We start from the raw sequence: 25857 nt of genomic DNA, 5'->3' as shown, positions 1-25857 counted from the left end.
TCTCGCGTCAAAAGGTGAGGACCAGTGTATATCTCTACTGACCCTATGACACCCTGGTGACAAAAAGGTTTTTGCGGCAGATCAAGAAAGACGCCACGCTGTGCCCGGCAAACCCCTGTCAGGGGAATTCATGTCCGGGCCAGCGCCTGCTGCAAAAGCCAGGTGCCTGCAGGAACAACCGGTCAGGGTTGCTCCCGTCCAAGTGCCATAGCCTAATTTTGCTACAAAAAACAGCATCTGTCGCTAAAAAACTGGCTTTTCAGCAACAAAAATCATGCCGTATCGCCACGCCTTTCCATGGCGGCGGCAAAAAATCCATCCGTACCATGCTGATCCGGGCGCAAGCGCAGATAGCTATCCTGCATCCCCAAACCAGGCGCACGGGGTTCCAGAATCGCACCGGCGTCCAGCAACTGGAACGCCGGATGCTTCTTGAGGAATGCCTGCACCTGCTCTTCGTTCTCCTGCGGCAACAGGCTGCAGGTCGCGTAGACCAGGCGGCCGCCCGGCGCCACGCAACGCGCAGCGCTTTCCAGCACCCGGGCCTGCACATCGCAGAGTTCGCGCACCGATTGCGGCGACTGGCGCCACTTCATGTCCGGATTGCGGCGCAAAGTGCCCATGCCGCTGCACGGCGCATCAACCAGCACTCGCTGGGCCTTGCCTGCCAGGCGCTTCACCCTGACGTCGTTCTCGTGCTCCAGGGCAATGGTGGCAACGTTGGACAGGCCGCTGCGGGCCAGGCGGGGCTTGGCCCGCGCCAGGCGCGCCGCCGAAACGTCAAAGGCATACAGCCTGCCCGTGGAACGCATCAGCGCCCCCAGCAGCAAGGTCTTGCCGCCCGCGCCGGCGCAAAAGTCGATGATCATCTCGCCCCGCTTGGGGCCGACCAGCAGCGCCAGCAGCTGACTGCCCTCATCCTGCACTTCCAGCAGGCCGTGTTCGAATTGCGAGGTGCGCTGCAGCGACGGACGCCCCTGCACCCGAATTCCCCAGGGGGAATACGGCGTCGGCTGGGGATCATGCTGAGGCATGCTCTTGCGCAAGGCGGCCAACAGCTCATCGCGGTCCGCTTTCATGGGATTGACGCGCAGGTCCAGCCCCGCCGGAAGATTCAGCGATGCCATCAGGGACTCACCGTCAGCCAGCACCGCCAATTGTTCCGATAGCCAGTCCGGGAAGCTGTGGCGCACAGCCAGCGGCAGGGAATCGGCCTCGATGCCTTCCAGACGTTCCAGCCAGGCCCGCTCTTCGTCGTTCAGAACCGGCTCGAGCACTTCCCTGCCCTGCGTGGCCAGCAGCCCCAGGATCGCCAACCTGCGATTGGCCGTCCCCGTACCGCTTTCGGCGTAGTGGCGATAGCGGCGCAGATGGCGCAATACATCGTAGACCGCCTCTGCCAGCTGGGCGCGGTCACGCGCTCCCACTTGCGGATGGGCCCGCAGCCAGTGCGACAGTACGGCATCCGCCGGATACTCCCAGGTGAACACCTGATCGAATACCTGCCCAAGCTGCATCATCCGGTATTCCATGGGATGCAGGCGCGTACGCACGACGACCGGCTGGAAACCTGCGTCCGCCTGTGCCGCACCCGCCTGGGGCCGCCCTGTCGACCGCTCCTGACGCACGGGGGCTTGCCCCCGGTCTTGGCTGCGATCCCTGGCGCCGACCTGGTGGCGCTGCCCTTGCGCGGGCGCGCCATGGCGTGATCCCGCACCAGCACGTTCGCCGCCACGCGGCGTACCGCGCTCGTCACGGCGATACTCTTGCTGTGTTTCGTCGCGACGATTGCCGCCGCGGCCGGGTGCCGCCTGCGTGCGCGGCCGTTGCGACGCGGGGCCTGCGGCACCGGCATGTCCGGCATCGAAACGCCGTGCATCCGGCTGCCGTGCCGACGCCGAACGTTCGCCCTGACGGCTGCCACTGCTGTCCTTCGTTGCCTGTCCATCCCGGCTGCTGCGCCAGGCCTGCAAGCCGCCACGGCGCTCCTGCGAGTCGGATCGCCCGCCGGCACGTGCGTCGCTGCGCCCGTCGGCTCGACGCGGTTTCTGCCCGTCGCGCGAGGTTTCGGCCTGGCGGCGTCCACCTGCAGAACCGTCCGGAATCGGACGGCCATAACGATTAGTGCGACCCTGATCAGCCATGATGCTTTACCTCCGCCTGCCAAACATAAAGACGCGACGCCACGCCGGCGACCGTCACTCGGCCATCGGCCGCCTGTGATACCCGCCCTTCCGCCAGCCAGCGCACCGCTTGCGGGAAAAGCCGATGCTCTGTTTCCAATACCCGGTCCGCCAGCGTATCTGGCGTATCGTCGGCCAGTACCGGCACCACGCTCTGCGCGATGATCGGACCGTGGTCCAGCACCGGCGTCACGAAATGTACGGTGCAGCCGTGGGCCTGCACGCCATTGGCGAGCGCCTGCGCGTGCGTATGCAGCCCAGGAAATGCCGGCAGCAGGGACGGATGGATATTGACCAGCCGGCCGGTGTAGCGCTGCACGAACCCAGGGGTCAATACACGCATGAACCCTGCCAGAATGATGTAATCCGGCTGGAAGGTATCTATCGCCTGCGCCAGCGCTGCGTCGAATGTCTCGCGACTGGCATAGTCCTTGTGCGGCAACGCCAGCGTCTCCAGGCCCTGCTCGCGCGCCCAGGCCAGCCCTGCCGCCTCAGGTTTGTTGGCGATGACGCCCACGATCTGCGCCGGCCATCCTTCGGCACGACAGGCTTCCACCAGCGTACGCATATTGGAACCACGTCCGGAAATCAGGATAAGCAGGCGGCAAGGGGACTTTCCAGCAGGGGCAGCGCCGGCATCCTCACCGGCACTTGGGAGAGCGTGATCCGCGCTCTGGCGGTTGATCGCATCGGGCAAAGCGGTATTTCCATTAAAAAATATAACTGGTGATTGTAAACTGTCGCCCGTGAAACCAACGCTGCATATCTACCGTTCCCTGCCTCCTGCCGAGCATCGCCAGCCTTGCGCGCTGACGATAGGCAGTTTCGATGGCGTCCACCTTGGCCACCAGGCGATTCTGGCGCGTGTCTGCGAAGCCGCCGCCAATCGCGGCCTGCTGCCATCTGCCATGACGTTTTCGCCGCACCCGCGCGAGTATTTCGCGCGGCTGCGAGGTCTGCCCGACCTCGTGCCACGCCGGATTTCCAGCCTGCGCGACCAATGCATGGCACTGGCCCAGGCCGGTATGCGCCAGCTGGTCGTGCGCCGCTTCGACCACACGCTGGCCAATATGAGCCCCGACGATTTCGTCCGCCATATACTGGTCGAAGGCCTGGATGTGCGCTGGCTGCTGGTCGGCAGCGACTTCCGCTATGGCCGGGCCCGTTCCGGTGATATCGCCACCCTGCGCCAGGCCGGCGCCGAACACGGCTTCGAAGTCCACACACTGGATGACGTCCTCGATGCCCGTGGCCGCCGTATTTCCAGTTCCGACATCCGCGAGGCGCTGGCCAGTGCTGATATGGTGCTGGCCCGAGACCTGCTCGGACGCTGGCCGTCGATCTGCGCCCACGTACGTCACGGCCGCAAGCTAGGCCGCAACCTGGGCTTCCCGACCATGAACCAGGGGGTCCCCGAACGCAGCGCGTTGCGCCCCGGCATATATGTCACCCGCGTGCATGGCCTGGCCGACCGTCCGCTGGCCGGGGTTTCCAGCCTGGGGGTGCGGCCGACCGTCGAGGGGGAAGGAAAGCTGCTGCTTGAGACACACCTGCTCGATACCAGTGCCGATGCCTACGGTAAACTGATCAACGTTGAATTCCTGCACTACCTGCGGGATGAAAAGAAATTTTCCGATCTTGACGCCTTGACCGCCGCCATCCGCCAAGATGCCGACGATGCGCGCGCTTATTTTTCCGTCCATGGACTATAAAGACACTCTCAACCTGCCCGATACCGCCTTCCCCATGCGGGGAGATCTCGCCAAACGTGAACCCAAGTGGGTTGCCGAATGGGAAGAAAACCGTATTTACCAGGCGATTCGCGCGGCCAGCAAGGGCCGCCCCAAGTTCGTCCTGCATGACGGCCCTCCCTATGCCAACGGCGACATTCACCTGGGCCACGCGGTCAACAAGATCCTGAAGGACATCATCATCAAAAGCCGTAACATGGCCGGTTTTGATGCACCGTATGTCCCGGGCTGGGATTGCCATGGCATGCCCATCGAAATCCAGATCGAGAAAAAATACGGCAAGAACCTGCCTGTCGCCGAAGTGCAGTCGCGCGCCCGCACCTATGCGCTGGAGCAGATCGACCGCCAGCGCAAGGACTTCAAGCGCCTGGGTGTGCTGGGGGATTGGGATAATCCATACCTCACGATGAACCACGGCAACGAAGCCAACGAAATCCGCGCGCTCGCCGGGATCATCAAACGCGGCTACCTGTTCCGCGGCCTCAAGCCCGTCAACTGGTGTTTCGACTGTGGTTCGGCGCTGGCGGAAGCGGAAGTCGAATATGCTGACCGCGTCGATCCGACCATCGACGTCGCCTTCCCGTTTGCCGACAAATCGGCCATCGCACGCGCATTCGGCCTGCCTGACGGCGCAGTGGAAGACGGCGCCATCGTCATCTGGACCACGACGCCCTGGACCATCCCGTCCAATCAGGCGCTCAACGTCCATCCCGAACTCGAATACAGCCTGGTGCGCCTGTCCGAAGCACGCCAGACCGGCACCATGCTGCTGCTCGCACGCGAGCGTGTCGCCGCCTGCCTGGAACAATGGGGCCTGAGCGGCGAAATCGTCGCCACGGTGGCTGGCCAGGCATTGGAAAACCTGCGCTTCCATCATCCGCTGGCCCAGGCCGACGCCGGCTACCAGCGTACTTCGCCGGTGTATCTGGCCGACTATGTCACGCTGGACACCGGTACTGGCGTGGTGCACTCGGCGCCCGCCTACGGCGTGGACGACTTCATCAGCTGCAAGTCCCACGGCCTGGTCGATGCCGACATCATCAATCCGGTGATGGGTGACGGCCGCTACGCCACCACGCTGCCCATTTTCGGCGGGCTCAAGATCTGGGATGCAAATCCGCTGATCGTCCAGGCGCTACAGGATGCCGGCACCCTGCTGCGCACGGAAAAGCTCAAGCACAGCTACATGCACTGCTGGCGCCACAAGACGCCTGTCATCTACCGCGCCACCAGCCAGTGGTTCGCCGGCATGGACGTGATCCCGGCCGGCAACGGCCCGACGCTGCGCGAAACCGCGCTGGAAGCCGTCGAAGCCACCGCGTTCTACCCCTCCTGGGGCCGCGCCCGCCTGCACAACATGATCGCCAACCGGCCTGACTGGACGCTGTCGCGCCAGCGCCAGTGGGGCGTACCCATGTCGCTGTTCGTCCACAAGGAAACCGGCGCGCTGCATCCGCGCACCGTTGAACTGATGGAGCAAGTTGCCGAGCGCGTCGAACAGGAAGGCATTGAAGCCTGGCAGTCGCTGGACCCACGCGACCTGCTGGGCGATGAGGCCGACCAATACGAAAAAACCCGCGACACACTGGATGTCTGGTTCGATTCGGGCACGACGCACGTCACCGTTCTGGGCGGCGCGCCTACCCCCGACTCCCCGGTGACCGATGGCGGCTCGCACGGCGACGTGCTGGCCTGGCCGGCCGACCTTTATCTGGAAGGTTCCGACCAGCACCGTGGCTGGTTCCACTCCTCGCTGCTGACCGGCTCCATGCTCTATGGCCGCGCGCCCTACAAAGCGCTGCTGACCCACGGTTTCACCGTGGATGGCGATGGCCGCAAGATGAGCAAGTCACTGGGCAACGTCATCGTGCCGCAGAAGGTATCGGATTCGCTGGGCGCAGAAATCCTGCGCCTGTGGATTGGCAGCACCGACTACTCCGGTGAACTGTCGATCTCCGACACCATCCTCAAGCGGGTCGTGGAAGGCTACCGCCGCATTCGCAATACCTTGCGTTTCCTGCTGGCCAACCTGGCCGACTTCGACGCCAACACGCAATTGGTAGCCGTCGAGGACATGCTGGAAATTGACCGCTATGCGCTGGGTATGACCGCACGCATGCAGGAAGAAATCCTGGCAGCCTACGAGCGCTATGAATTCCACCCGGCCACGGCCCGTCTGCAGACCTTCTGCTCCGAAGACCTGGGCGCTTTCTACCTGGATATCCTCAAGGACAGGCTCTACACCTCGGCCACCGACAGCCACGCCCGCCGCAGCGCCCAGAGTGCGTTGCTGCACATCACGCTGACGCTGCTCAAGCTGATGGCGCCCATCCTGTCCTTCACCGCAGAAGAAGCCTGGAACGTGCTGGCGCAAGCCACCCCCGGCGCCGTGCCAGAAAACGCCCGTCTCACGATCTTCACCGAGACCTACCATCAACCGCCCCTGGGCGCCGACAACGAAGCGCTGCAGCAAAAATGGAGCCGCCTGCGCCAGGTCCGTGCGCAGATCCTGCGTGAACTGGAAACCTTGCGGGCAGCCGGCAGCGTCGGTTCCTCCCTGCAGGCGGAAGTCACGGTGCATGCCAGCGGCCAGGAATACGCCGATCTCGCCAGCCTGGAAGACGACCTGAAGTTCGTGCTGATCGTTTCACGCGCATCGGTGCAGCCAGGCGAAGGTGAATTGCGCGTAACGCTGTCCGCCTCGAGCCATCTCAAGTGTGCACGCTGCTGGCACTGGCGCGCGGATGTCGGCAGCCATGCCGATCATCCCGAACTGTGCGGCCGCTGCGTCAGCAACCTTTTCGGCGCTGGCGAACAGCGCAGGTTCGCATGAACCAGGGCAAGCAAGCCTCGAACCGCCTCTCGGCGCCGGATTTCTGGCGCTGGGTGGCCCTGGCCGTCCTGCTGATTGGCCTGGACCAGGTGACCAAGTACCACTTCAATACGGTGCTGCAGTATGGTCAGCGCATGAACCTGCTGCCGTTCTTCGACTTCACCCTGCTCTACAACGAAGGCGCTGCCTTCAGTTTCCTGGCAGGCGCCGACGGCTGGCAGCGCTGGTTCTTCACTGCCCTGGGCTTCGTGGCCAGTGCGCTCATCTTGTTCCTGCTGCGTCGCCATGCGGCCCAGCGCCGCTTTTCCCTGGCGCTGACCTTGATCCTCGGTGGCGCACTGGGCAACGTGATCGACCGCCTGCAGCACGGCCATGTCGTGGACTTCCTGCTGTTCTATTGGAACAACGCTTATTTCCCTGCGTTCAATTTCGCTGACATCTGCATTACCGTAGGTGCCATCCTCCTGCTCTGGGATGAACTGGCACGCGCACGCCGCGTCCGCGCCGGTTCCTGATAAGGCGGTCTTCTTGCCATGCCTGAACTGCACAAAAAACGCCTGGTACTGGGCCTGACCGGCGGCATCGCCTGCTACAAAAGCGCCGAACTGCTGCGTCGCCTGGGCGACCACGGCGCCACGGTGGATGTCGTGATGACCGATGCCGCCACGCATTTCATCACGCCCGTCACCATGCAGGCGCTGTCCGGCCGGCCGGTTCATACCGATGCCTGGGACAACCGCCAGCCCAACAACATGCCGCACATCAATCTGTCGCGTGGGGCCGATGCCATTGTCATCGCCCCCGCATCGGCGGATTTCATGGCGCGCCTGGTACAGGGCCGCGCCGACGACCTGCTGGCGACCCTGTGCCTGGCCCGCACCTGCCCGCTGATCCTGGCACCCGCCATGAACCGCGAAATGTGGGACAACCCTGCCACGCAACGCAACGTGCGCCAGCTGCGCGAGGACGGTGTCATCATCATCGGCCCCGGCAGCGGCCACCAGGCCTGTGGCGAGACCGGCGACGGCCGCATGCTCGAGCCAGCGGAGATCCTGGCGGAAATCATCGCCTTCTTCCAGCCCAAGGTGCTGCAGGGCAAACGGGTGCTGCTGACAGCAGGCCCGACTTCCGAACCCATAGACCCGGTACGCGTCATCAGCAACCGCTCCTCGGGCAAAACAGGCTATGCCCTGGCACGCGCCGCCTTCGAGGCCGGGGCCGACGTCACCCTGGTTTCGGGCCCGACGGCGCTGGCCGCCCCCTATGGCGTCGAGCGCATTTCCGTGCACACTGCCCTGGAAATGCATCAAGCCGTCATGAGCCGTACTGGCGAAGCCGATATTTTCATTGCGGTCGCCGCCGTCGCGGACTGGCGGGTAGCCAATCCTGCCGAGCACAAGATCAAGAAAACCGATAACGGCCGTGGCGTGCCAGTACTGGAATTCATCCCGAATCCCGATATCCTTGCCAGCGTCGCTGCCCTGCCTGATGGCCCCTGGTGCGTCGGCTTTGCCGCTGAAACCGAAAAGCTGGTTCAGCATGCCGAGGAAAAGCGCCAACGCAAAGGCATAGACTTGCTGGTCGGTAATCTTGCACAGGATGTCATGGATGGCGACGACACCCGCCTGAGCCTGTTTGACGCCGCAGGCTGCCATCACCTTCCTGCGGCAGACAAGCTCAGCGCCGCCCGGCGCCTGATAGGCGAAATCGCCCGCCGGGCACCGCAACGCCATCACAGCGCCTGATTGATTCCCGGCCGCCCGGCACGTCATCTGCGCGTGCCGGGCGGCCAGGAAAGCCCAGGGCCCCAGGAGAAGCGCATGCCCTTGCATGACGATACGCCCCCCAAAGGCGATTACGCCGCCTATATCGAAAAGCTGACGCAACGCAGCCAGGCCGGCACCTCCGGACTGCCCGAGGCAGACGCAGGCAATGCGGGCAGCACTCGCAAGCCGGCGGCAGCACGAGCCATCCAGCTAGCCGCGCAAAAAGCATTGCAGGAGACCAAGCGGAAAGCAGCACAGGCTTCGGCTGCCGGTGCAACGGCAAACTCGCGACCAGCCTCCCAGACGTCCCGGACATCCCAAGGCAACGCAACGCCCAGGCAGTCCACGGCCGCCTCTGTTCCCGCCGCATCCGACAGCCTGGGGCTGGGTAGCGCATGGCAGGCCCAGAAACCGTCATCGCAGTCGGTCTCAACGGGCAACTCCGCCAACTACGGCAACTATGGCAATGTTCCCGAGTCAACGGCGCCTAACGCAGCCGACTCGCCCCAGGAAAAGCCGGAAGCAGCAAGCAAGAAGAAACGCTCCAACTGGCCTTTGCTCATTGCCATACTGGTTTTCGTGCCCCTCTTCAATATTGTCGGGGACATGTTGAACAACCCCAGGCCGGAAGGCTTGTTTTTCATCATCGTGGCGGTGTTCGTCATCTTTTCCATCCGCCACTCGATCAAATCCGGCAATGAGCCGGACAAGGGCAAGAAACGCCCTGCCATCAAAAAAGACGACGATTATCCGAACACCGGACACTGAGTCCCGGCCCGACTACAGGCCGGCCCCACGCGCCCGGTATTCGCACCGCATCGCCAGCCACTTCAAGACCCAAGCTTTTTGATACAAGACAGGACACAAGTCATGAAAACCATCGCCCTGAAAATCCTGGACCCGCGCATGGCGGCATCGCTGCCCGCCTATGCCACGCCAGGCTCCGCCGGACTGGACCTGCGCGCCTGCCTGGATGCGCCGCTGGAACTGGCGCCGGGCGCTACGGCCCTGATTCCCACCGGCCTGGCCATCCACATCGGCGACCCCGGCTACGCCGCCATGTTCCTGCCCCGCTCCGGCCTGGGCCATAAGCACGGCATCGTACTGGGCAATCTGGTGGGCCTGATCGACTCGGACTACCAGGGCCAGCTGCAGGTTTCGGTCTGGAACCGCAGCCAGCAAGCCTTCGTCATCGAACCCATGGAGCGCATCGCCCAGATGATCATTGTTCCCGTCGTCCAGGCGGCATTCGAAGTCGTGGAAGATTTTGAAAGCAGCGACCGCGGTACCGGTGGATTCGGCAGCACCGGCACCCGCTGAGCCCTGCCACGCGAATAAAAAACCCGGCCAGAATGTGAACTGGCCGGGTTTCTTCATGGCAGCCCGCAATGGCTGCCATCAGTCGGGCATTTACAGGCAGTGGTTCAATCCGCCAAAGCTTCTTCGGGGCGGTCGCTGCCTGCACCACTGGCCTGGGCATCGTCCTGTTTCGGAAAGTTCAGAACGACATTGCCATTGCCATCAAGATCCACCACCACGGAACCGCCCTGCGTCAGCTTGCCGAACAGGAGTTCGTCAGCCAGCGCTTTGCGTATCGTGTCCTGGATCAGGCGTTGCATCGGACGCGCACCCATCAGCGGATCGAAACCTTCCGCTGCCAGATGCTCGCGCAGCGTATCGGTGAAAGTCGCCTCGACACGCTTTTCGTGCAGCTGCTGTTCCAGTTGCAGCAGGAACTTGTCCACCACGCGCAGGATGATGTCGCGCGACAAGGGGGCAAACGACACGATGGCGTCCAGCCGGTTGCGGAACTCCGGCGAGAACAGGCGCTTGATTTCCGCCATTTCATCGCCACGCGTTTCGCTCTGGGCAAAGCCGATCGAACGCTTGCTCAGGCTTTCCGCACCGGCATTGGTGGTCATGATCAGAATCACGTTGCGCAGGTCTGCCTTGCGGCCGTTGTTGTCCGTCAGCGCGCCATGATCCATCACCTGCAACAGGATATTGAACACGTCAGGATGCGCCTTCTCGATTTCGTCGAGCAGCAGCACGCAATGCGGATGCTTGCTGACAGCCTCCGTCAGCAAACCGCCCTGATCAAAGCCGACATATCCCGGCGGCGCGCCGATCAGGCGCGACACCGCATGGCGTTCCATGTACTCGGACATATCGAAACGCAGCAGCTCGACCCCGAGCGTGAACGCCAGCTGGCGCGCCACTTCGGTCTTGCCTACCCCCGTTGGACCGGAGAACAGGAAAGAACCGATGGGCTTGTCCGTCTTGCCCAGGCCCGAGCGCGACATCTTGATCGCCGCCGCCAACGCTTCGATGGCGGGGTCCTGGCCGAAGACCACTGCTTGCAGGTCGCGTTCCAGGCTGGCCAGGCGATTGCGGTCGTCTGTCGAAACGGACTGCGGCGGAATGCGGGCCATGCGTGCAACGATGGCCTCGATGTCGGTCCGGCTGATCACCTTCTTCTGCTTGGACTTGGGCAGCAGGCGCTGTGCCGCGCCAGCTTCGTCAATGACGTCGATGGCCTTGTCCGGCAGATGCCGGTCGCTGATATGGCGTGCGGACAATTCCGCTGCGGCCACCAGCGCCGTATTGGCGTAGCGCACGCCGTGGTGGGATTCGAAGCGGCTTTTCAGGCCGCGCAGAATCTGTACGGTCTGGGCCACTGTCGGCTCGGCAACGTCCACCTTCTGGAAACGCCGCGAAAGCGCCGAATCCTTCTCGAAAATGCCGCGGTACTCGGTATAGGTGGTCGCGCCCATGCACTTGAGCTGGCCCGAGGACAAGGCAGGCTTGAGCAGGTTGGAAGCATCCAGCGTACCGCCAGACGCAGAACCGGCACCGATCAAGGTGTGGATCTCGTCGATGAACAGCACCGCGTTCGGGTTGCCCTTGAGCTGCTTGAGCACCGCCTTCAGGCGCTGCTCGAAGTCGCCACGGTATTTGGTCCCGGCCAGCAAGGCACCGATATCCAGTGCGTAAACCTGGGTTTCGCACAGAATCTCCGGCACGTCGCCACGCGTTACGCGCCAGGCCAGGCCTTCAGCGATGGCAGTCTTGCCGACACCGGCCTCACCCACCAGCAAGGGGTTGTTCTTGCGCCGGCGGCAGAGAATCTGGATGACGCGTTCGACTTCCTCTTCGCGCCCGATGAGCGGGTCGATGCGGCCCGCCAGCGCGGCAGCGTTCAGGTTGTGCGCATACTGTTCCAGCGGCGATTGCTGGCGGTTGTCGCCCGTTTCGGATTGCGGCGTGCGGGGCTGCTGGGGCGCAGGCGATTCCGGCGCCTCTTCAGTCGCCTTGGGCGCAATGCCATGCGACAGGTAGTTGACGACAGCCAGCCGTGTCAACCCTTGTTGTTGCAGGTAGTAGGCAGCATGCGAATCCTTTTCGCCAAAGATGGCGACCAGGACATTGGCGCCGCTGACCGGCTTGCGCGCGGTACCGCCACTGGACGACACATGCATGATGGCGCGCTGGATCACGCGCTGGAACCCCAGGGTCGGCTGGGTGTCGACTTCGGCACCCTCTGCCGCCACGGGCGTATTCTCGGCCACGAACTGGCGCAAATTGCTGCGCAGCAATTCAAGATCGACGTTGCAGGCGCGCAGTACTTCAGCCGCCGAAACGTTATCCAGCAGCGACAGCAGCAAGTGCTCAACGGTGATGAATTCGTGACGGGCGGCGCGCGCCTCGACGAACGCCATGTGCAGACTGACTTCAAGCTCTTGGGAAATCACGACGCTCCCTCCATTATCGTTCGAGGCGGACGATGAGACAGGTTTATATTCTATGCTGATCCGTGCTGCGCACCATTCCCGAGAGGCAAAACACGGAAATCAGGTAGATTCCATAACGCATTGCAAAGGATGCTGATGCGTACGCGCATACCGGGACACCTGCGCCACACGCGTGGCGGCGATATCACGCGGATAGATCGCACAGACCGCCCGACCTTCATGATGCACCTGCAGCATGATGCGAGTCGCTTCCTCCATGCCCTTGCCGAAAAATTTCTGCAGCACCTCGACGACAAATTCCATCGGCGTGTAGTCATCGTTGAGCAGGATGACCTGGTACAGCGGCGGCGGCCCGACCTTCTGCTCCGCTGGTGCGGGCGGGGCCACGACGGTAGTTTCGACACCGCTCTGGGCGGCAAGATTAATGCTAATCATTCTTGTATTGTAGGATATTTGACCGGCGCCCGATGCGCCAAAGAACAATGCGGGCGCCGCATCGGGGAGGAAATTGTCATCATCCCCGTCCCGGCACGCCCGACACAAGCAACAATCAGTAACCCCGCCTCAAGCCCGAAATCGGCCCAAAACGTGATTTAAAACAATGTATTTATGTCATTGGCTACATTTTAAGGGTTTGCAACACTTGACGGTGACCCGACAGCCCAAGCATTATCAATATCGGAGAACCGGCAGCCGTACATGCCGGACCGTTTCACTCGATTCATGAGGCTGTTTGCATGTCCGACACTACTGCTTCCACTCAAACCGAGTCCACTGAAAAATCCACGGGTACCGTCAAGTGGTTCAATGACGCCAAGGGCTTTGGCTTCATCACGCCCGACAACGGCGACGAGGACTTGTTCGCTCACTTCTCCTCCATCCAGATGGAAGGATTCAAAACCCTGAAGGAAGGCCAGAAGGTTTCCTTCGACATCATCCAGGGCCCGAAGGGCAAACAAGCCCTGAATATTACTTCCGCCTAAGCTTCCGTGGCCGATTAACCAGCCCTTCCACTCAGGAAGGGCTGGCTTCCCAGTGCCTGCACCGGCTGGTTCCACCCTGCGCCGCCTTGCGCTCCCCCTTTGCCAGAAGGCAGCATCGCCGGATATCTGCCGCCCCTCCCAACCCACACTTTTCCGTCAGCCAGACTGCTGCCGCCCAGGCAGTGCACCGGCCGGCACGCCCAGCTTCCCTGCGCGTCGGCATAGCCGCCCCGGCGTCCTCGCCCATTGCAGCGCCAGCCGTTTCCGCCAGGCCCACGACACCGTTATCATTCAGGCATTGTGTCCGTACCGGCTTCCCAACCCTTTCCACCGCACCTGCTGCCCTGCTGCAACATGTCCATTGCTTCCCTGTTCAAGCGCCGTGCTGGCGCCTTCGCCTGGGCGTCAGCCCTGTTACTGGCCAATGCCGCCCTGCCCGTCCAGGGCAACCCTGCCGCACCTTTACCTGTCATCACAATTCAGGCAGGCATGCATCTGATCCATGCCGAGGTCGCCAATACCCCTGAAACACGCCAGACCGGGCTGATGTTCCGCCGTGAACTGGCCGCCAACGCCGGCATGCTTTTCGTCTTCGAAGCGCCTGACGTCCAGTGTTTCTGGATGCGCAACACCTATATCCCCCTGAGCATCGCTTTCCTGGACAACCAGGGCGGCATTGTCAATATTGCCGACATGCAACCCCAGGACGACACGCCTCACTGCTCGGAAGAACCGGTCAGCCAGGCGCTGGAAATGCCGCAAGGCTGGTTTGCCGAGCGCGGCTTTGCCGCAGGTGCCGTATTGCGCGGGCTGCCGGCACCGGTCCAGCCCTGAGTACACCAAGACGCCCGGCCTGAGGTCGGGCGTCTTGGGGGCCTGAAGGCACGATGCACCAGTACAAGAGCCGATCCTCGCCTTGCCAGGCACATTTGCCAATTAGGAAATTCCATAAGCTAATGGGCAATTTGGATGCGAGATAGATCCCATGCCATCAATATGGGATTGCGCGGCGAAATAATTTGCCTCAGAGGCACACTGGGAATAGTCCCAAAATCAGTAATTCCGTATTTAAGGTCGCACGCAACGCCCGCTCGCCATCGAGGTAATGGCGGGCGCAGCATAGCGGGCACCCCATGCCGCTATCCTTACAAAGGCAGATTGCCCTGATTATCCGTGTCTGCGTCCTGTCCGGCTGGACGCCGAGCTGCCGCACGCGGCTGCGCCTTTGTTGGCGTACGCCTCTGGGCCGCAGGTTTTTCCTGGCTGCGGCCGGCGCCATCCGCACCCATGACTGCCACCTGCTTGCTACCCTGCGCCAACTGCAAGGTCAGCGGCTGGCCGGCTGCCAGTGCAGTAGCATCGGTCACGACATGGCCAGCCTCGCTCCAGGCGATGGCATAACCACGCGCCAGGGTATTTTCGGGATTCAGCGTGCGCAGGCGAGCCACCAGATTTTCCAGTTTGCGCTGGCGACGCTCCTGCGCACCTTGCGCACGCTGGACCAAGTCACGCCGCAGTTGCGCCAGGCGCTGTCCATGCCGTTCGGGATCCGGCACAGCGTGGGCGAGCCTTGCCTGTAACAAGGCTAATTGGCTGCTGCGCCTGGACTGCTGGTGCCGGACACTGGCCTGCATGGAAGCCAGCCGGGCCTGCAGGCGTTCGCGACGCTGCGCCCATTGCTGCGCCGGCGACACCATGCGGGCCTGGGCGTAATCCAGCCGTTGCGCCCATAATTCCAGGCGCCGCCGTTGGGCGCGCGCCAAGCCGCGCCCCAATGTCGCCAGGCGTGCCAGCCAGTCTGCCCTGGGCACGCACGCCAATTCGGCGGCTGCCGTCGGCGTGGGGGCCCGCAGGTCTGCCACGAAATCGGCAATGGTGAAATCCGTTTCATGCCCCACACCGCTGATCACCGGCACCGGACTGTTGGCGATGGCCAGCGCCAGGCCTTCATCATTGAAACTCCACAGCGATTCGATACTGCCGCCCCCCCGCACGACCAGCAGAACATCGGTTTCCGCCCGGCGCCCTGCCGTCAGCACAGCCTCTCGCAAGCGCGCGGCGGAATCGTCGCCCTGCACCGGCGCGGGATAGATAATGACCGGAACATTGGGCGCACGACGCGCCAGTGCCGACAACACGTCGCGCAGCGCTGCGGCCTGCAGGGAGGTCACCACACCGATCGCGCGAGGCAGAACAGGAATGGGACGCTTGCGTTCCGCATCAAGCAGGCCCAGCGCCGCCAGTTTTTCCTTCAAGCGCAAAAACGCTTCATATAGGTCGCCCAGACCCGCGCGGCGCATGCCCTCGACTTGCAATTGATATTCACCACGAGGCGCATAGACTGACACGCGTGCCAGGACTTCGATCTTGTCCCCCTGGCGCGGCTCGAAGCCGACGGCCTGGGCGCGCCCACGGAACATGACGGCCCGCACGCTGGCCCGCGCATCCTTGAGAGTGAAATACCAGTGCCCTGACGCCGCCCGGGTGAAATTGGAAACCTCTCCGCCCACCCATTGTTGCGGTAAACCTGCTTCCAGAATGTCACTGACCTGCTGGTTCAATTGCCAGACGCTCAAAACGGGTGGCCGACTACGGCCGCCTGCAGGCGGAAACGCCTCATCCTGCGGATCGCCCACATCGGGAAAACCCTTTGTTTCCCGATGGATATCCTCTTCGGCGGGGACGACACAGGCAGGAGATTCGAAGCGGCGGCGAGGAGAAAAAGTCATATATCAGGAACAACTGTCCACAGAAAAGTCAAGCCGGGCCGCCATCATACCTTGAGTGCCAGAAATGGCTCAAGATCAGTATCCGCTTCAAATTAAGCCCGCAACTTATTGTTTTTATTGAATTTTTAATTATTTCCACAATAAGTCAAATTTTGAGCAGCCCAGCTTACAGCCAGCAATGACGCTGCCTTCCACACTCTTACCCACAGAATTATCCACAGATTCTGTGGATAGCTTGGGCGTCCCACCAGCGCCTGCACTCAGCAGCCATAAAGATACACAGCACCCCAGGAATGGATCTGCCGTGCGCGAGCCAGCCCCTCCCCGATTGCGTTCTGATGCGTTAGCATAGTCGTTTGGCCGCATTGCGGCAGCGCAGCACCTGTCATGCGGCCCACGGACCGGGCCCCGCGTCCGCGCTTGCGCCCCTTCTTCCGACACCCTGCCGCCTTTCGCCGCATGCCCTCCCCATTACGTGCAAGCCTGACCCGTTTCGTGCAGCATCAGTGGCAGCAAGGCGGCTGGCTCTCCACTTTGCTGCGCCCGCTGGGTGCGCTCGCCGCCTGGCACGTGCGCAACAAGCGCTCAGCCTATGCCACCGGCCGCAAACCGTCCTGGCGCGCGCCGGTACCCGTCATTGTCATCGGCAATATTTATGTCGGCGGCACCGGCAAGACGCCCGTGACCATCGCCACCGTCAACGCGCTGCGTGCGCAGGGCTGGCGTCCTGGCGTGATCAGCCGTGGCTATGGCGCTGACATCGGCGCCGCGCCGCGCTGCGGCATGGCACCGCTGGACGCCACGCTTTATGGCGATGAACCCGCGCTGATTGCCGCCGCCACCGGCGTGCCGGTCGGCGTACACCCCAAGCGGCCACTGGCAGCCCAGACCCTGCTGGCCCGCTGGCCGGATATCGACATCCTGATTTGCGACGATGGCCTGCAGCACCTTGCCCTGCAACGCGACATCGAAATCGTCGTGCAAGACGAACGCGGCACCGGCAACGGCCGCCTGCTGCCCGCCGGCCCGTTGCGCGAGCCTGTGGAACGCCTGCAGGATGTCGACATCATCATCACCAATCGCCAGGCGCTGCCCGCTCCTGCCGCCAAAGCGACTACCACGACAGCCCTGCGGCCCATGACTGTCAGCATGAGCCTGCAGCCCGAACGCTACGAACACCTGTCCAGTGGACGCAGCCTGTCGCCCGCGATGTTCACCGCTGAAGCGGCCGGGCTGCCGCTGGCTGCGGCAGCCGGGATCGGCAACCCTGCCCGCTACTTTGCCATGCTGCGCCAGCAGGGGCTGCACCTCGATACAACCCTGCCGCTGCCAGACCATCATGCGTATGACGACAATCCCTTCGCCCGCCTGCAAGCCGAACGCATCCTGATTACCGCCAAGGACGCCACCAAATGCCGTGCACTGACGGACGACCGCCTGTGGGTGGTACATGCCGCACCATCCTTCCAGCCTGCGGACTGGCTGGCGCGCCTGCCCTTGCCCGCCAATGAGCAGGCACATGCAATGAATGCGCCCGGCCAGGATGGAAACGGGTAAAAAAAGGGATAAAATCGAAACATGAACACCCGCTTACTTGAGGTCCTTGTCTGCCCCCTGACCAAGGGCCGTCTCGAATACGACGCACAGCGCGGCGAGTTGATTTCGCGCGGCGCCGGCTTGGCCTTTCCCATCCGTGACGGTATCCCCGTCATGCTGGTGGAGCAAGCCCGCAAGCTGGAATCTCAGGACAACGCCGCGCAGCACTGATCCCCAACCTGCCGGCCGAACGACTGACAGGCCCTTCCGGGAAAGGCAAGCATTTTTCCAGGGTACAGGGGAAATCCCCATATCCACGCAATACGAAGCAAGCGCAAATCGGTTATAAAAATGCCTTCCGCGTTATATGCGCAGTGCACAATAAAAGCACGCCGGTAGTGGCTCAACACTATTGACCGCCAGTGTTTGGGCACTCATCGCAACGCGACAAGGCAATTCATCTCCGCCAGCAAGACATAACAACCACAGGAGTTCCCATGCGTCTCATTCTGCTTGGCCCCCCCGGTGCGGGCAAGGGTACCCAGGCCGCCTACATCACACGCCAGTACGGTATCCCCCAGATATCGACCGGCGACATGTTGCGCGCCGCTGTCAAGGCCGGCACGCCTCTCGGCCTGGAAGCCAAGAAAATCATGGATGCAGGGAAACTTGTCTCCGATGAAATCATCATCGGCCTGGTGCGTGATCGCCTGCAACAGCCGGACTGCGAGAAAGGCTATCTGCTCGACGGTTTCCCGCGCACCATCCCCCAGGCTGACGCACTCAAGGACGCCGGTGTTGCGCTGGACTACGTCATCGAGATCGACGTCCCGGAAGACGACATCATCGACCGCATCAGCGGCCGCCGCGTACACCCGGCCAGCGGCCGCAGCTACCACGTGCGCTACAACCCGCCCAAAGTCGCCGGCAAGGATGACGAAACCGGCGAGGACCTGATCCAGCGTGACGATGACAGCGAAGCCACGGTTCGCAAACGCCTGGCGGTCTACCAGGAACAGACCCGCCCGCTGGTGGACTACTATTCCCAGTGGGCCGACAGCGGCGACCAGGCCGCGCCGCGCTACCGCAAGGTCGCCGGCGTGGGGGAAGTCGAAGCCATCCAGGCCCGCATCGAAGCCGCCCTGAAGAGCTGACCGGCAGCCGTTCCAGGCCAGCCCTTTGTCCTCCGCCAGGCCCAGTGCCTGGCGGTTTGGTTTTCGGACCCTGTTTTTTATCGGCAACGGGCCGTGACCATGCTGCCGGACCTGCGCCCGCTGTCCTTGCATCGCCCACCGTGCCAGTGACTCCCGCCACGTCTTTTTTCACCGCCCCATGAGCCTGCTTCGTTCCGCCGCCACCGTCAGCAGCCTGACGCTGCTCTCCCGCATTACCGGACTGGTGCGCGATGTTCTCATTGCCCGCGCCTACGGGGCCGGCGCCCTGACCGACGCCTTCTGGATCGCATTCCGCATCCCCAATCTGCTGCGCCGCCTTTTTGCCGAAGGCGCCTTTTCCCAGGCCTTCGTTCCCATTCTGGGCGCGGTCAAGACAGAAAACGGCGAAGAGCGAGTGCAGGAACTGTTGGACCGGGTCGCCATGATTCTGACCCTGATCCTCATGGCCGTCACGGCCGTGGGCGTCCTGGCCGCGCCGTGGATCGTCTATCTCATTGCCAGCGGCCTGAACGAAGCCGGCGGCAGCAACGGCTATGATGCGGCCGTCACCATGACGCGCATCATGTTCCCGTACATCCTGTGCATGTCGCTGGTCGCTTTCGCCTCGGGCGTGCTCAATACCTGGCGCCGTTTCGCCATTCCCGCATTCACGCCCGTACTGTTGAACGTGGCGATGATATCAGCTTCACTGTGGCTCGCGCCGCGCATAGAACCCGCCATCTATTCGCTGGCCATTGGCGTCATGGCGGGCGGCGTGGCGCAGCTGGCCGTGCAGTGGCTGGCGCTGGCGCGCCTGGGCGTCTTGCCCAGCTGGCGCCGCAGCTCTGTGCGCCAGGCCTGGCAGGACCCAACCGTCCGCCGCATTGGCAAACAGATGCTCCCGGCTATCCTGGGTGTTTCCGTAGCCCAGATTTCCCTGCTTATCAATACCAATATCGCCAGCTGGCTGCCTTCCGGCAGCGTTACCTGGCTGTCGTTTGCCGACCGCCTGATGGAATTTCCCACGGCACTGCTGGGCATCGCGCTGGGCACGGTACTACTCCCCAGCCTGTCGCGCGCGCATGCCAGCCAGGACATAGACACCTACAGCCGCCTGCTGGACTGGGGCATGCGCCTGACCCTGCTGCTGGGCCTGCCGGCCGCGCTGGCGCTGGCCATGCTCTCCGAAGGCATGGTTGCCACCCTGTTCCACTACGGTGAATTCAAGGCCATCGACGTCAGCCAGACGCAGACTGCCGCCGCAGCCTACTCCGTCGGTCTGATCGGCATCCTGTCGGTCAAGATCCTCGCCCCGGGTTTCTATGCCAAGCAGGATATCCGCACCCCGGTGAAGATCGCCATTTTCGTGCTCATCATCACGCAGGTGTTCAACCTGGCGCTGGTACCACTGCTCAGCCATGCCGGCCTGGCGCTGTCCATCGGCCTGGGCGCGTGCATCAATGCCATTGCCCTGCTGCGCGGTTTGCTCAAGCGCGGCATCTACCGCCCCGGCGCCAGCTGGACGCGCTACGCCTGGCGCATGCCCCTGGGCCTGGCCGCCATGGCCGCCATCCTGTATAGCGCCAACCAGCACATCGACTGGATCGCGCTGCAAACCACTCCCTGGATGCGTGTGCTGCTGCTCGCAGGCGTCGCAGGTGCCGCCGCCTTCAGCTACTTTGCCGTGCTGTTCCTGAGCGGTATGCGCCCGTCCGACTTCCGGCGCTAGTCTCCGCCACACCGGCTTCATCCCGCCCGCCGGCCATCCGGCGCGCGTGAGCCCTGCCCGCCCCACATTCCCACCGGCTCTTCAGGCCTGCGGGGTTGCGCGCGCCCTGGCAATCCTGAAGCGGCTTGTTACCTGGCGATCATTTTTCTGATCAATCCATCAGCCGAATTACCGCTTGCTTCATCGGGATTTCATACGTACCGCTGAAGATGCCAGCAGAAGCAGGAGCCACCATGGCATGCCACCTGGCGCATCCGCCTACCGCAGCCCAAGACACTCAACTTGAGCTACCGCTGCCGCCATGATCGCCCGCCTTCGACTCATGGCTGCCCGACGTTCTCATGCCGGGAAGACCGTTGCCCACTCTTTCCGGATACAAGGTATGTCTGACCCGTCCTTTTCGAATCGCAAGCGTCAATTCCTGATGCAGGCCATGTATGGCGCAGGTGGCGCGGCCGGCCTGGGGCTGTTCCCGCCCAGCATCCGCAAAGCCCTGGCGATCCCGGCCAACAATCGCACCGGCACCATCAAGGATGTCGAGCACGTCGTGATCCTGATGCAGGAAAACCGTTCCTTCGATCACTACTTCGGCACCCTGCACGGCGTGCGCGGCTTCGGCGACCGTATCACGATCCCGTTGCCCGATGGCCGCAGCGTCTGGCAGCAGACGGACGGCAAACGCCCCATCCTGCCGTATCACCTGGACCAGACCAACGGTAATGCGCAGCGTGTCAGCGGCACGCCACACAGCTGGAACGATGCGCGCGATGCCTGGGACAAGGGCCGCATGACGGAATGGCCGAAGCACAAGGAATCCCAGTCCATGGGGTACTACAAGGAACAGGAGCTGCCGTTCCAGTTTGCGCTGGCCAATGCATTCACGATCTGCGACGCCTATTTCTGTTCGCTGCATGGCGGCACCAACACCAATCGCATGTTCCTTTGGACCGGCACCAACGGCGCCACGACCGAAGACCAGCGCGTGGTCGTGAACAACGCCTGGGACTCCATCAACGTCGCCGACGATATTCTGCGCATGGGCTACGAATGGACCACTTATCCGGAGCGGCTGGAACAGGCAGGCGTGTCCTGGATGGTCTACCAGAACATGCCCAACAACTTCACCGACAACCCGCTGGTGGGTTTCAAGCAGTATCGCAAGGCCAACCGCGATTCGGGCAAACCGGTCTACCATGACCGCAAAAGCAACCCGGCATACGACCCTGCCACCGACAACGCCGGCAACCCGCTCTACAAGGGGATCGCCAATACCATGCCCGACGGGGGCTTCCTGGAAACCTTCCGGCGCGACATCGCCGCCGGCACGCTGCCACAGGTTTCCTGGGTGGTGGCGCCAGCCGAATATTCGGAGCACCCCGGCTCGTCATCGCCGATACAGGGCGCCTGGTATACGCAGGAAGTTCTGGATGCACTGACCGCCAATCCTGAGGTCTGGAGCAAAACCGTACTGATCGTCAACTTTGATGAGAATGACGGATTCTTTGACCACGTGCCGCCGCCCTGTGCGCCCTCGCTGGACAAGAATGGCAAGATGAGCGGCCGCGCCACGCTGGTCGACGAGGACCTGTCCTACGAATACTTCCAGCACAACCGTGTGCTGGGCACCTTCATGCCCCTGCCGGACAAGGACTGCTATGGCCCCGGACCGCGCGTTCCGATGTATGTCATTTCGCCCTGGAGTCGCGGCGGCTGGGTGAATTCGGAAAACTTCGATCACACCTCGGTACTGCGCTTCCTGGAAGCCCGCTTCGGCGTCAAGGAAAGCAATATCAGCCCCTACCGCCGCGCAGTATTCGGTGACCTGACTTCAGCCTTCGATTTCGTGAATCCGAATCTGGACAAGGCGCCGGACCTGCTGAAACTGGAAAAGAATGCTGCCGACGCGCTGCGCAAGGCGCAGGAGCAACTGGCGCAGGTTCCCCTGCCCAACGAGTATGTGCAGACCCTGCCGCAGCAGGCCACCGGCATCCGGCCCTCGCGCGCCCTGCCCTACGAGCCCCACGTCAGCGGCCGTGCCAATACCAGCGACGGCACCATGGAGCTGGTCTTCTCCAATACCGGCAGCAGCACCTGCTTGTTCCATGTCTACGACAAGCTGCACCTGGACCGTACCCCCAGGCGTTACGTCGTAGGCCCGGGCCTGCAATTGACCGACCAATGGCAAGCGGTTGCCGAAAACAACGGACGCTATGACCTTTGGGTGCTTGGGCCCAACGGCTTCCATCGCCATTTCACCGGAAATCTCAACGAGCTCCAGCCGCGCGGCACCCAGGAACCGGAAATCCGTGTCTGCTACGACATCGCCAATGGCAATGTCTACCTGGATGCCCTGAATCCGACCAATGAAGCCTGCGTATTCCACATTGCAGCCAATGCCTATTTCGGCAACGGGGAGCAATGGGAGCTGAATGTCCCTGCCGGCAGCGCGGAAACAACATTCTGGGACCTATCCTCAAGCGGACACTGGTATGATTTCACTGTCCGTATCGAAAACGGCCGCATGCCAGCCTGGCTCAGGCGGTTTGCCGGTCGTGTGGAAACCGGCAAGGATTCCATCAGTGATCCCGCCATGGGTACGCCAGCAAGGAACTGATCGCTCTTGATGCCCAGGCATCTTTGGCAACCATCGGTTCACAGGCATCCCGAACGTCCCGATTCGCGACCTGACACGAGCCGCCAGCCTCCCCGAGGCTGGCGGCAATTCCCGCATGTCGTGGCCCGCCAGGATCTGGAACGAGCCAGGGCTTGCATAATGCTGGAATGCTGATAGAATAATAGGCTTTCCAGAATTCTTTTCTATAAATAATCAACCAACATGGCCAATTCCGCACAAGCCCGCAAGCGCGCCCGCCAATCGGTGGCCCGCAACAAGCACAACTCCAGCCTGCGTTCCGCTCTGCGCACGGCAATCAAGCGTGTGCGCGCGGCCATCGCTGCTGGCGACAAGGCTGCTGCTTCTGAGATTTTCCAAAAGGCGTCCAGCACGATCGACCGCATCGCCGACAAGAACATCATCCACAAGAACAAGGCCGCTCGCCACAAGAGCCGCCTGGCCTCCGCCATCAAGGCGATGGCCTGATTGATGACACAGGCGTGCTTCCCGTCCTCTGCTGGTTGAAGCGCCCTGTGATACAGCCTTCGGGCTGATTTCATCATCGTGGAATCAAAAAAGCAGGCTGCATGCAGCCTGCTTTTTTTGTTCTTCGCTACCTGAAACGCAACCAGGCAACACACCTGGCTACATCAACAGGCACAGGCTGCCGCCAGACCCTGCCCTATCAGGATGCCGTCATGATGGTGACGTGATCAAAGTTTTTATATTTTTCACGCACCGCGGCAAATGTCACCCAGGGATAGTACTGTTCCGGTTTGACGACGTGCTTGTTCACCGGATAGAAGTAGTTCCCGGCTCCCCCATAGTTGCCAAAATCCTGCTCCCAGCCGCAGCTTCCCTGGCCGATGATGCAGTTGCTCCCGTTGGTCTTCCTGAAATCACGCTCATTGGTGCTGGGCCGCGCATAGGCGCGCTGTGAGGACAGCACTGTTATCGGCGGCCGCCGCTGATCCGGATTGATAACGGTATGAGACTGGAACGTGTCGTCCAGCCAGAAATTGAACTTCGGCGCCGATTCGATTTCGGACACATCATAAAAACCATCTGCAGGCCCGCCAAAACCGATGATATAGCTCTTGAAGCTAAGCGCCCGCCGCTGCGACTCCTTGAAGAAGGGAGTTTCAATATCAGCACGCTGCGGTACTTCCCACGGGCGGCTGCCAAACTGCCTTACCGCCTCGGGCAATCTCGATTCAGCATGCTGGAGGTCATCCTTATCACGCCAGGTGCCATAGTATTTCGCCAATGAGGCGTCGGCCCACCAGCCATACCCGGTACGCAAGTCGATATAAAGCTTGTCATGCGGCAGTGCAGTCACACTGATTTGTTCGAATACCTTGTCATACTGCACGGCGGCGCGGCAAAGCTCCAATAGATAGGTTTCGTCAATCTGCTCTCGTTCCTGGTATTTGAGCGACAGCATGCGCATCACCTTCAAGGTGAGGATATATGCCTGGAATGCCCGCAGCGATGCCATATAACGCTGGAAAACCGCTTGTGCCGGGCAACCATAAAAATGCGTCACTTCGCTGCACTGAATTGTCTGCATCAACGCATCCATCACGGTATTGCCAACACCCAACTGCCCGGGATAGCCAATGAAAAGCTGCGTGATGGTATACGGCGTATCACCCAGCTTGCTTTGGATCTGCTCACGGATCACTGCAGAGCGAATGGCATAGTCAGCCTCGCTGGTATATCCCTGCAAGGCTTTCAGGTCATTACTGATACTGAAGCATGCGCGGATAATGTCATTGACCGGGCTGACCATCCGGTTCAATTCCGCATTGTTCAGCTTCTTCAGCAAGGCATTGACGTCGCCAACAATGACCGCGACCTGTTCGGCCAGCTGGGCAATCATTTTTTCCATGGGCGAGGTCGTGGAAAAAATACCCAGCTTCACCAGCAAGCCGCCAAACAGTTCCTCTTTTTCCTCATCGCTGAGCGCACCATCGAGCAAGCTGAGGATCTTGCTCAGAAAGAATTTGGCGGCCTCCTGCGGATCAACTCCCGCAGCCAGCACCTGTCCCGCCCGACGGTCAGGCCGGCCAGCTTCCTCGAAAGACTGTGCCTCACGCGCAAAGCTCAGTGCGCCAGTGGCGTGGGGTTCCTGCCGGGCTGCCGACACCACCTGATTGATATATAACCATCCAGATCCAGCCCTGTCTGCTGCTGTGCAGCCATGAAGGCCTTCAGCGAGAAACCCGGATGGAATGGCCCGGATATCTATACGGCATCATGGCGGGCAATACCCAGAAAATCCTGCATACGCTGCTCGGCCTGGGTATGGCGCCAAGCTGTCGCGATCCGCAAACGGTCAACCAGGCTGGTCAGCACATTGATATGCCATGGTTCGTCAGCCAGGATCTCCCGCCCGATGTCATACGCGGACAGCGCCGCCCCTGAGGTTTGCGCCACCAGGCGCATGCCGGATCGCGCCACCCCCGGTATCACAAAATGGCCATCGGCATCGCTGATGGCCTGTCCGATCAACTGGCCGCCATGGGTGTAGGCCGCCACCGACACAGGATAAGCGCCGTCGTGTTCGACCTGCCCGAAGATTTTCGCGTCGACCACACGGTCCGGATCCAGGTCCAACTCATAAGCGTCGCCACATGGCACTTCCGCAACATCATCGGCATATGAGGCCTGCCCTTCCAGGACCCAAGGGCCTGCATCAGGCCCGAATGCATCAAAACCATCATCTTGCCCGCCTGCGCGACGGCCCGGCAACGTCGTGGCAAACACAGCCGGAGAGCCCGGCTCCAAAGAACTGCGCTCATCAGATGGCACGCTGGTATCAGTC

General features: G+C 62.1%; 20 protein-coding genes and 1 pseudogene. 14 read left to right on the top strand and 7 right to left on the bottom strand.

Annotated features, from left to right (window positions below):
* Positions 1–272: 272 nt before the first annotated feature.
* Positions 273–1517 carry an RsmB/NOP family class I SAM-dependent RNA methyltransferase gene (locus ACEW7X_RS07685; RefSeq protein WP_278857396.1) on the bottom strand — a complete coding sequence of 415 codons (1245 nt, stop codon included), beginning with the start codon at positions 1515–1517 and terminating at the stop codon, positions 273–275.
* Between the two features lie 619 nt (positions 1518–2136).
* On the bottom strand, positions 2137–2751 hold the full coding sequence (gene purN, locus ACEW7X_RS07680) for a phosphoribosylglycinamide formyltransferase (RefSeq protein ID WP_127773859.1): 615 nt from the start codon (positions 2749–2751) through the stop codon (positions 2137–2139).
* A 178-nt stretch (positions 2752–2929) separates the two neighbouring features.
* Here purN and ACEW7X_RS07675 point away from each other — a divergent pair, with 178 nt between their 5' ends.
* The 6 genes from ACEW7X_RS07675 to dut all read left to right on the top strand — a co-directional run bounded on the left by ACEW7X_RS07675 (position 2930) and on the right by dut (position 9853).
* The gene (locus ACEW7X_RS07675; protein ID WP_130486980.1) at positions 2930–3895 is read left to right on the top strand and encodes a bifunctional riboflavin kinase/FAD synthetase; all 966 of its coding nucleotides are present in this window, start codon (positions 2930–2932) and stop codon (positions 3893–3895) included.
* Positions 3885–6767, top strand: coding sequence for an isoleucine--tRNA ligase (gene ileS, locus ACEW7X_RS07670; protein ID WP_420177839.1), 2883 nt, complete (start codon positions 3885–3887; stop codon positions 6765–6767). The genes ACEW7X_RS07675 and ileS overlap by 11 nt, the downstream gene beginning before the upstream one ends.
* Entirely contained in the window at positions 6764–7282 is a 519-nt protein-coding gene (gene lspA, locus ACEW7X_RS07665; RefSeq protein ID WP_257740842.1) for a signal peptidase II, read from the top strand. Before ileS ends, lspA begins: the two co-directional genes overlap by 4 nt.
* An 18-nt stretch (positions 7283–7300) precedes the next feature.
* A complete protein-coding gene (gene coaBC, locus ACEW7X_RS07660) occupies positions 7301–8512 on the top strand; it encodes a bifunctional phosphopantothenoylcysteine decarboxylase/phosphopantothenate--cysteine ligase CoaBC (protein ID WP_068368034.1) in 1212 nt (403 codons plus the stop codon).
* A gap of 75 nt (positions 8513–8587) precedes the next feature.
* Positions 8588–9301 (top strand): hypothetical protein, encoded by a 714-nt coding sequence (locus ACEW7X_RS07655; RefSeq protein ID WP_420177838.1) that lies wholly within the window; start codon positions 8588–8590, stop codon positions 9299–9301.
* Between the two features lie 102 nt (positions 9302–9403).
* A complete protein-coding gene (gene dut, locus ACEW7X_RS07650) occupies positions 9404–9853 on the top strand; it encodes a dUTP diphosphatase (protein WP_127773848.1) in 450 nt (149 codons plus the stop codon).
* A 104-nt stretch (positions 9854–9957) separates the two neighbouring features.
* Here the strand turns inward: dut and clpA are convergent, their stop codons facing one another.
* Positions 9958–12285 (bottom strand): ATP-dependent Clp protease ATP-binding subunit ClpA, encoded by a 2328-nt coding sequence (gene clpA, locus ACEW7X_RS07645; RefSeq protein ID WP_068368043.1) that lies wholly within the window; start codon positions 12283–12285, stop codon positions 9958–9960.
* A gap of 99 nt (positions 12286–12384) precedes the next feature.
* Positions 12385–12720, bottom strand: a complete 336-nt coding sequence (gene clpS, locus ACEW7X_RS07640; RefSeq protein ID WP_068368046.1) for an ATP-dependent Clp protease adapter ClpS — start codon at positions 12718–12720, stop codon at positions 12385–12387.
* Between the two features lie 302 nt (positions 12721–13022).
* On the opposite strand from clpS, the gene ACEW7X_RS07635 reads away from it, so the two are divergent.
* Together ACEW7X_RS07635 and ACEW7X_RS07630 are read left to right on the top strand one after the other, a co-directional pair.
* Complete coding sequence (locus ACEW7X_RS07635; RefSeq protein ID WP_068368049.1) at positions 13023–13268, top strand: cold-shock protein; 246 nt, start codon at positions 13023–13025, stop codon at positions 13266–13268.
* 354 nt (positions 13269–13622) lie between these two features.
* The gene (locus tag ACEW7X_RS07630) at positions 13623–14102 is read left to right on the top strand and encodes a DUF192 domain-containing protein (RefSeq protein WP_134838376.1); all 480 of its coding nucleotides are present in this window, start codon (positions 13623–13625) and stop codon (positions 14100–14102) included.
* A gap of 455 nt (positions 14103–14557) precedes the next feature.
* Here ACEW7X_RS07630 and xseA read toward each other — a convergent pair.
* Positions 14558–15997 (bottom strand): annotated as a pseudogene (xseA, locus tag ACEW7X_RS07625) (exodeoxyribonuclease VII large subunit); the annotation flags it as partial.
* A 459-nt stretch (positions 15998–16456) separates the two neighbouring features.
* Here xseA and lpxK point away from each other — a divergent pair.
* The 6 genes from lpxK to rpsT all read left to right on the top strand — a co-directional run bounded on the left by lpxK (position 16457) and on the right by rpsT (position 23516).
* Entirely contained in the window at positions 16457–17554 is a 1098-nt protein-coding gene (gene lpxK, locus ACEW7X_RS07620; protein WP_127773842.1) for a tetraacyldisaccharide 4'-kinase, read from the top strand.
* A gap of 21 nt (positions 17555–17575) precedes the next feature.
* Positions 17576–17764 carry a Trm112 family protein gene (locus ACEW7X_RS07615; RefSeq protein ID WP_068368059.1) on the top strand — a complete coding sequence of 63 codons (189 nt, stop codon included), beginning with the start codon at positions 17576–17578 and terminating at the stop codon, positions 17762–17764.
* A 266-nt stretch (positions 17765–18030) separates the two neighbouring features.
* Complete coding sequence (gene adk / locus ACEW7X_RS07610; RefSeq protein WP_127773840.1) at positions 18031–18687, top strand: adenylate kinase; 657 nt, start codon at positions 18031–18033, stop codon at positions 18685–18687.
* A gap of 178 nt (positions 18688–18865) precedes the next feature.
* Positions 18866–20416 (top strand): murein biosynthesis integral membrane protein MurJ, encoded by a 1551-nt coding sequence (gene murJ / locus ACEW7X_RS07605; RefSeq protein WP_420177837.1) that lies wholly within the window; start codon positions 18866–18868, stop codon positions 20414–20416.
* A gap of 382 nt (positions 20417–20798) precedes the next feature.
* Positions 20799–23030 (top strand): phosphocholine-specific phospholipase C, encoded by a 2232-nt coding sequence (locus ACEW7X_RS07600; RefSeq protein ID WP_264623000.1) that lies wholly within the window; start codon positions 20799–20801, stop codon positions 23028–23030.
* A 222-nt stretch (positions 23031–23252) separates the two neighbouring features.
* Positions 23253–23516, top strand: coding sequence for a 30S ribosomal protein S20 (rpsT, locus tag ACEW7X_RS07595; RefSeq protein ID WP_068368072.1), 264 nt, complete (start codon positions 23253–23255; stop codon positions 23514–23516).
* A gap of 199 nt (positions 23517–23715) precedes the next feature.
* On the opposite strand, the gene ACEW7X_RS07590 is transcribed toward rpsT, so the two are convergent.
* Positions 23716–25179, bottom strand: a complete 1464-nt coding sequence (locus tag ACEW7X_RS07590; protein WP_420177836.1) for a hypothetical protein — start codon at positions 25177–25179, stop codon at positions 23716–23718.
* A gap of 98 nt (positions 25180–25277) precedes the next feature.
* Entirely contained in the window at positions 25278–25628 is a 351-nt protein-coding gene (locus tag ACEW7X_RS07585; protein ID WP_420177835.1) for a hypothetical protein, read from the bottom strand.
* Between the last annotated feature and the right edge of the window lie 229 nt (positions 25629–25857).

Origin of the sequence: Kerstersia gyiorum (assembly GCF_048595715.1) — a bacterium.
GTDB lineage: Bacteria > Pseudomonadota > Gammaproteobacteria > Burkholderiales > Burkholderiaceae_B > Kerstersia > Kerstersia gyiorum.
The sequence above is the reverse complement of the archived record's forward strand: the minus strand, read 5'-3'. Positions and strand labels throughout refer to the sequence as shown.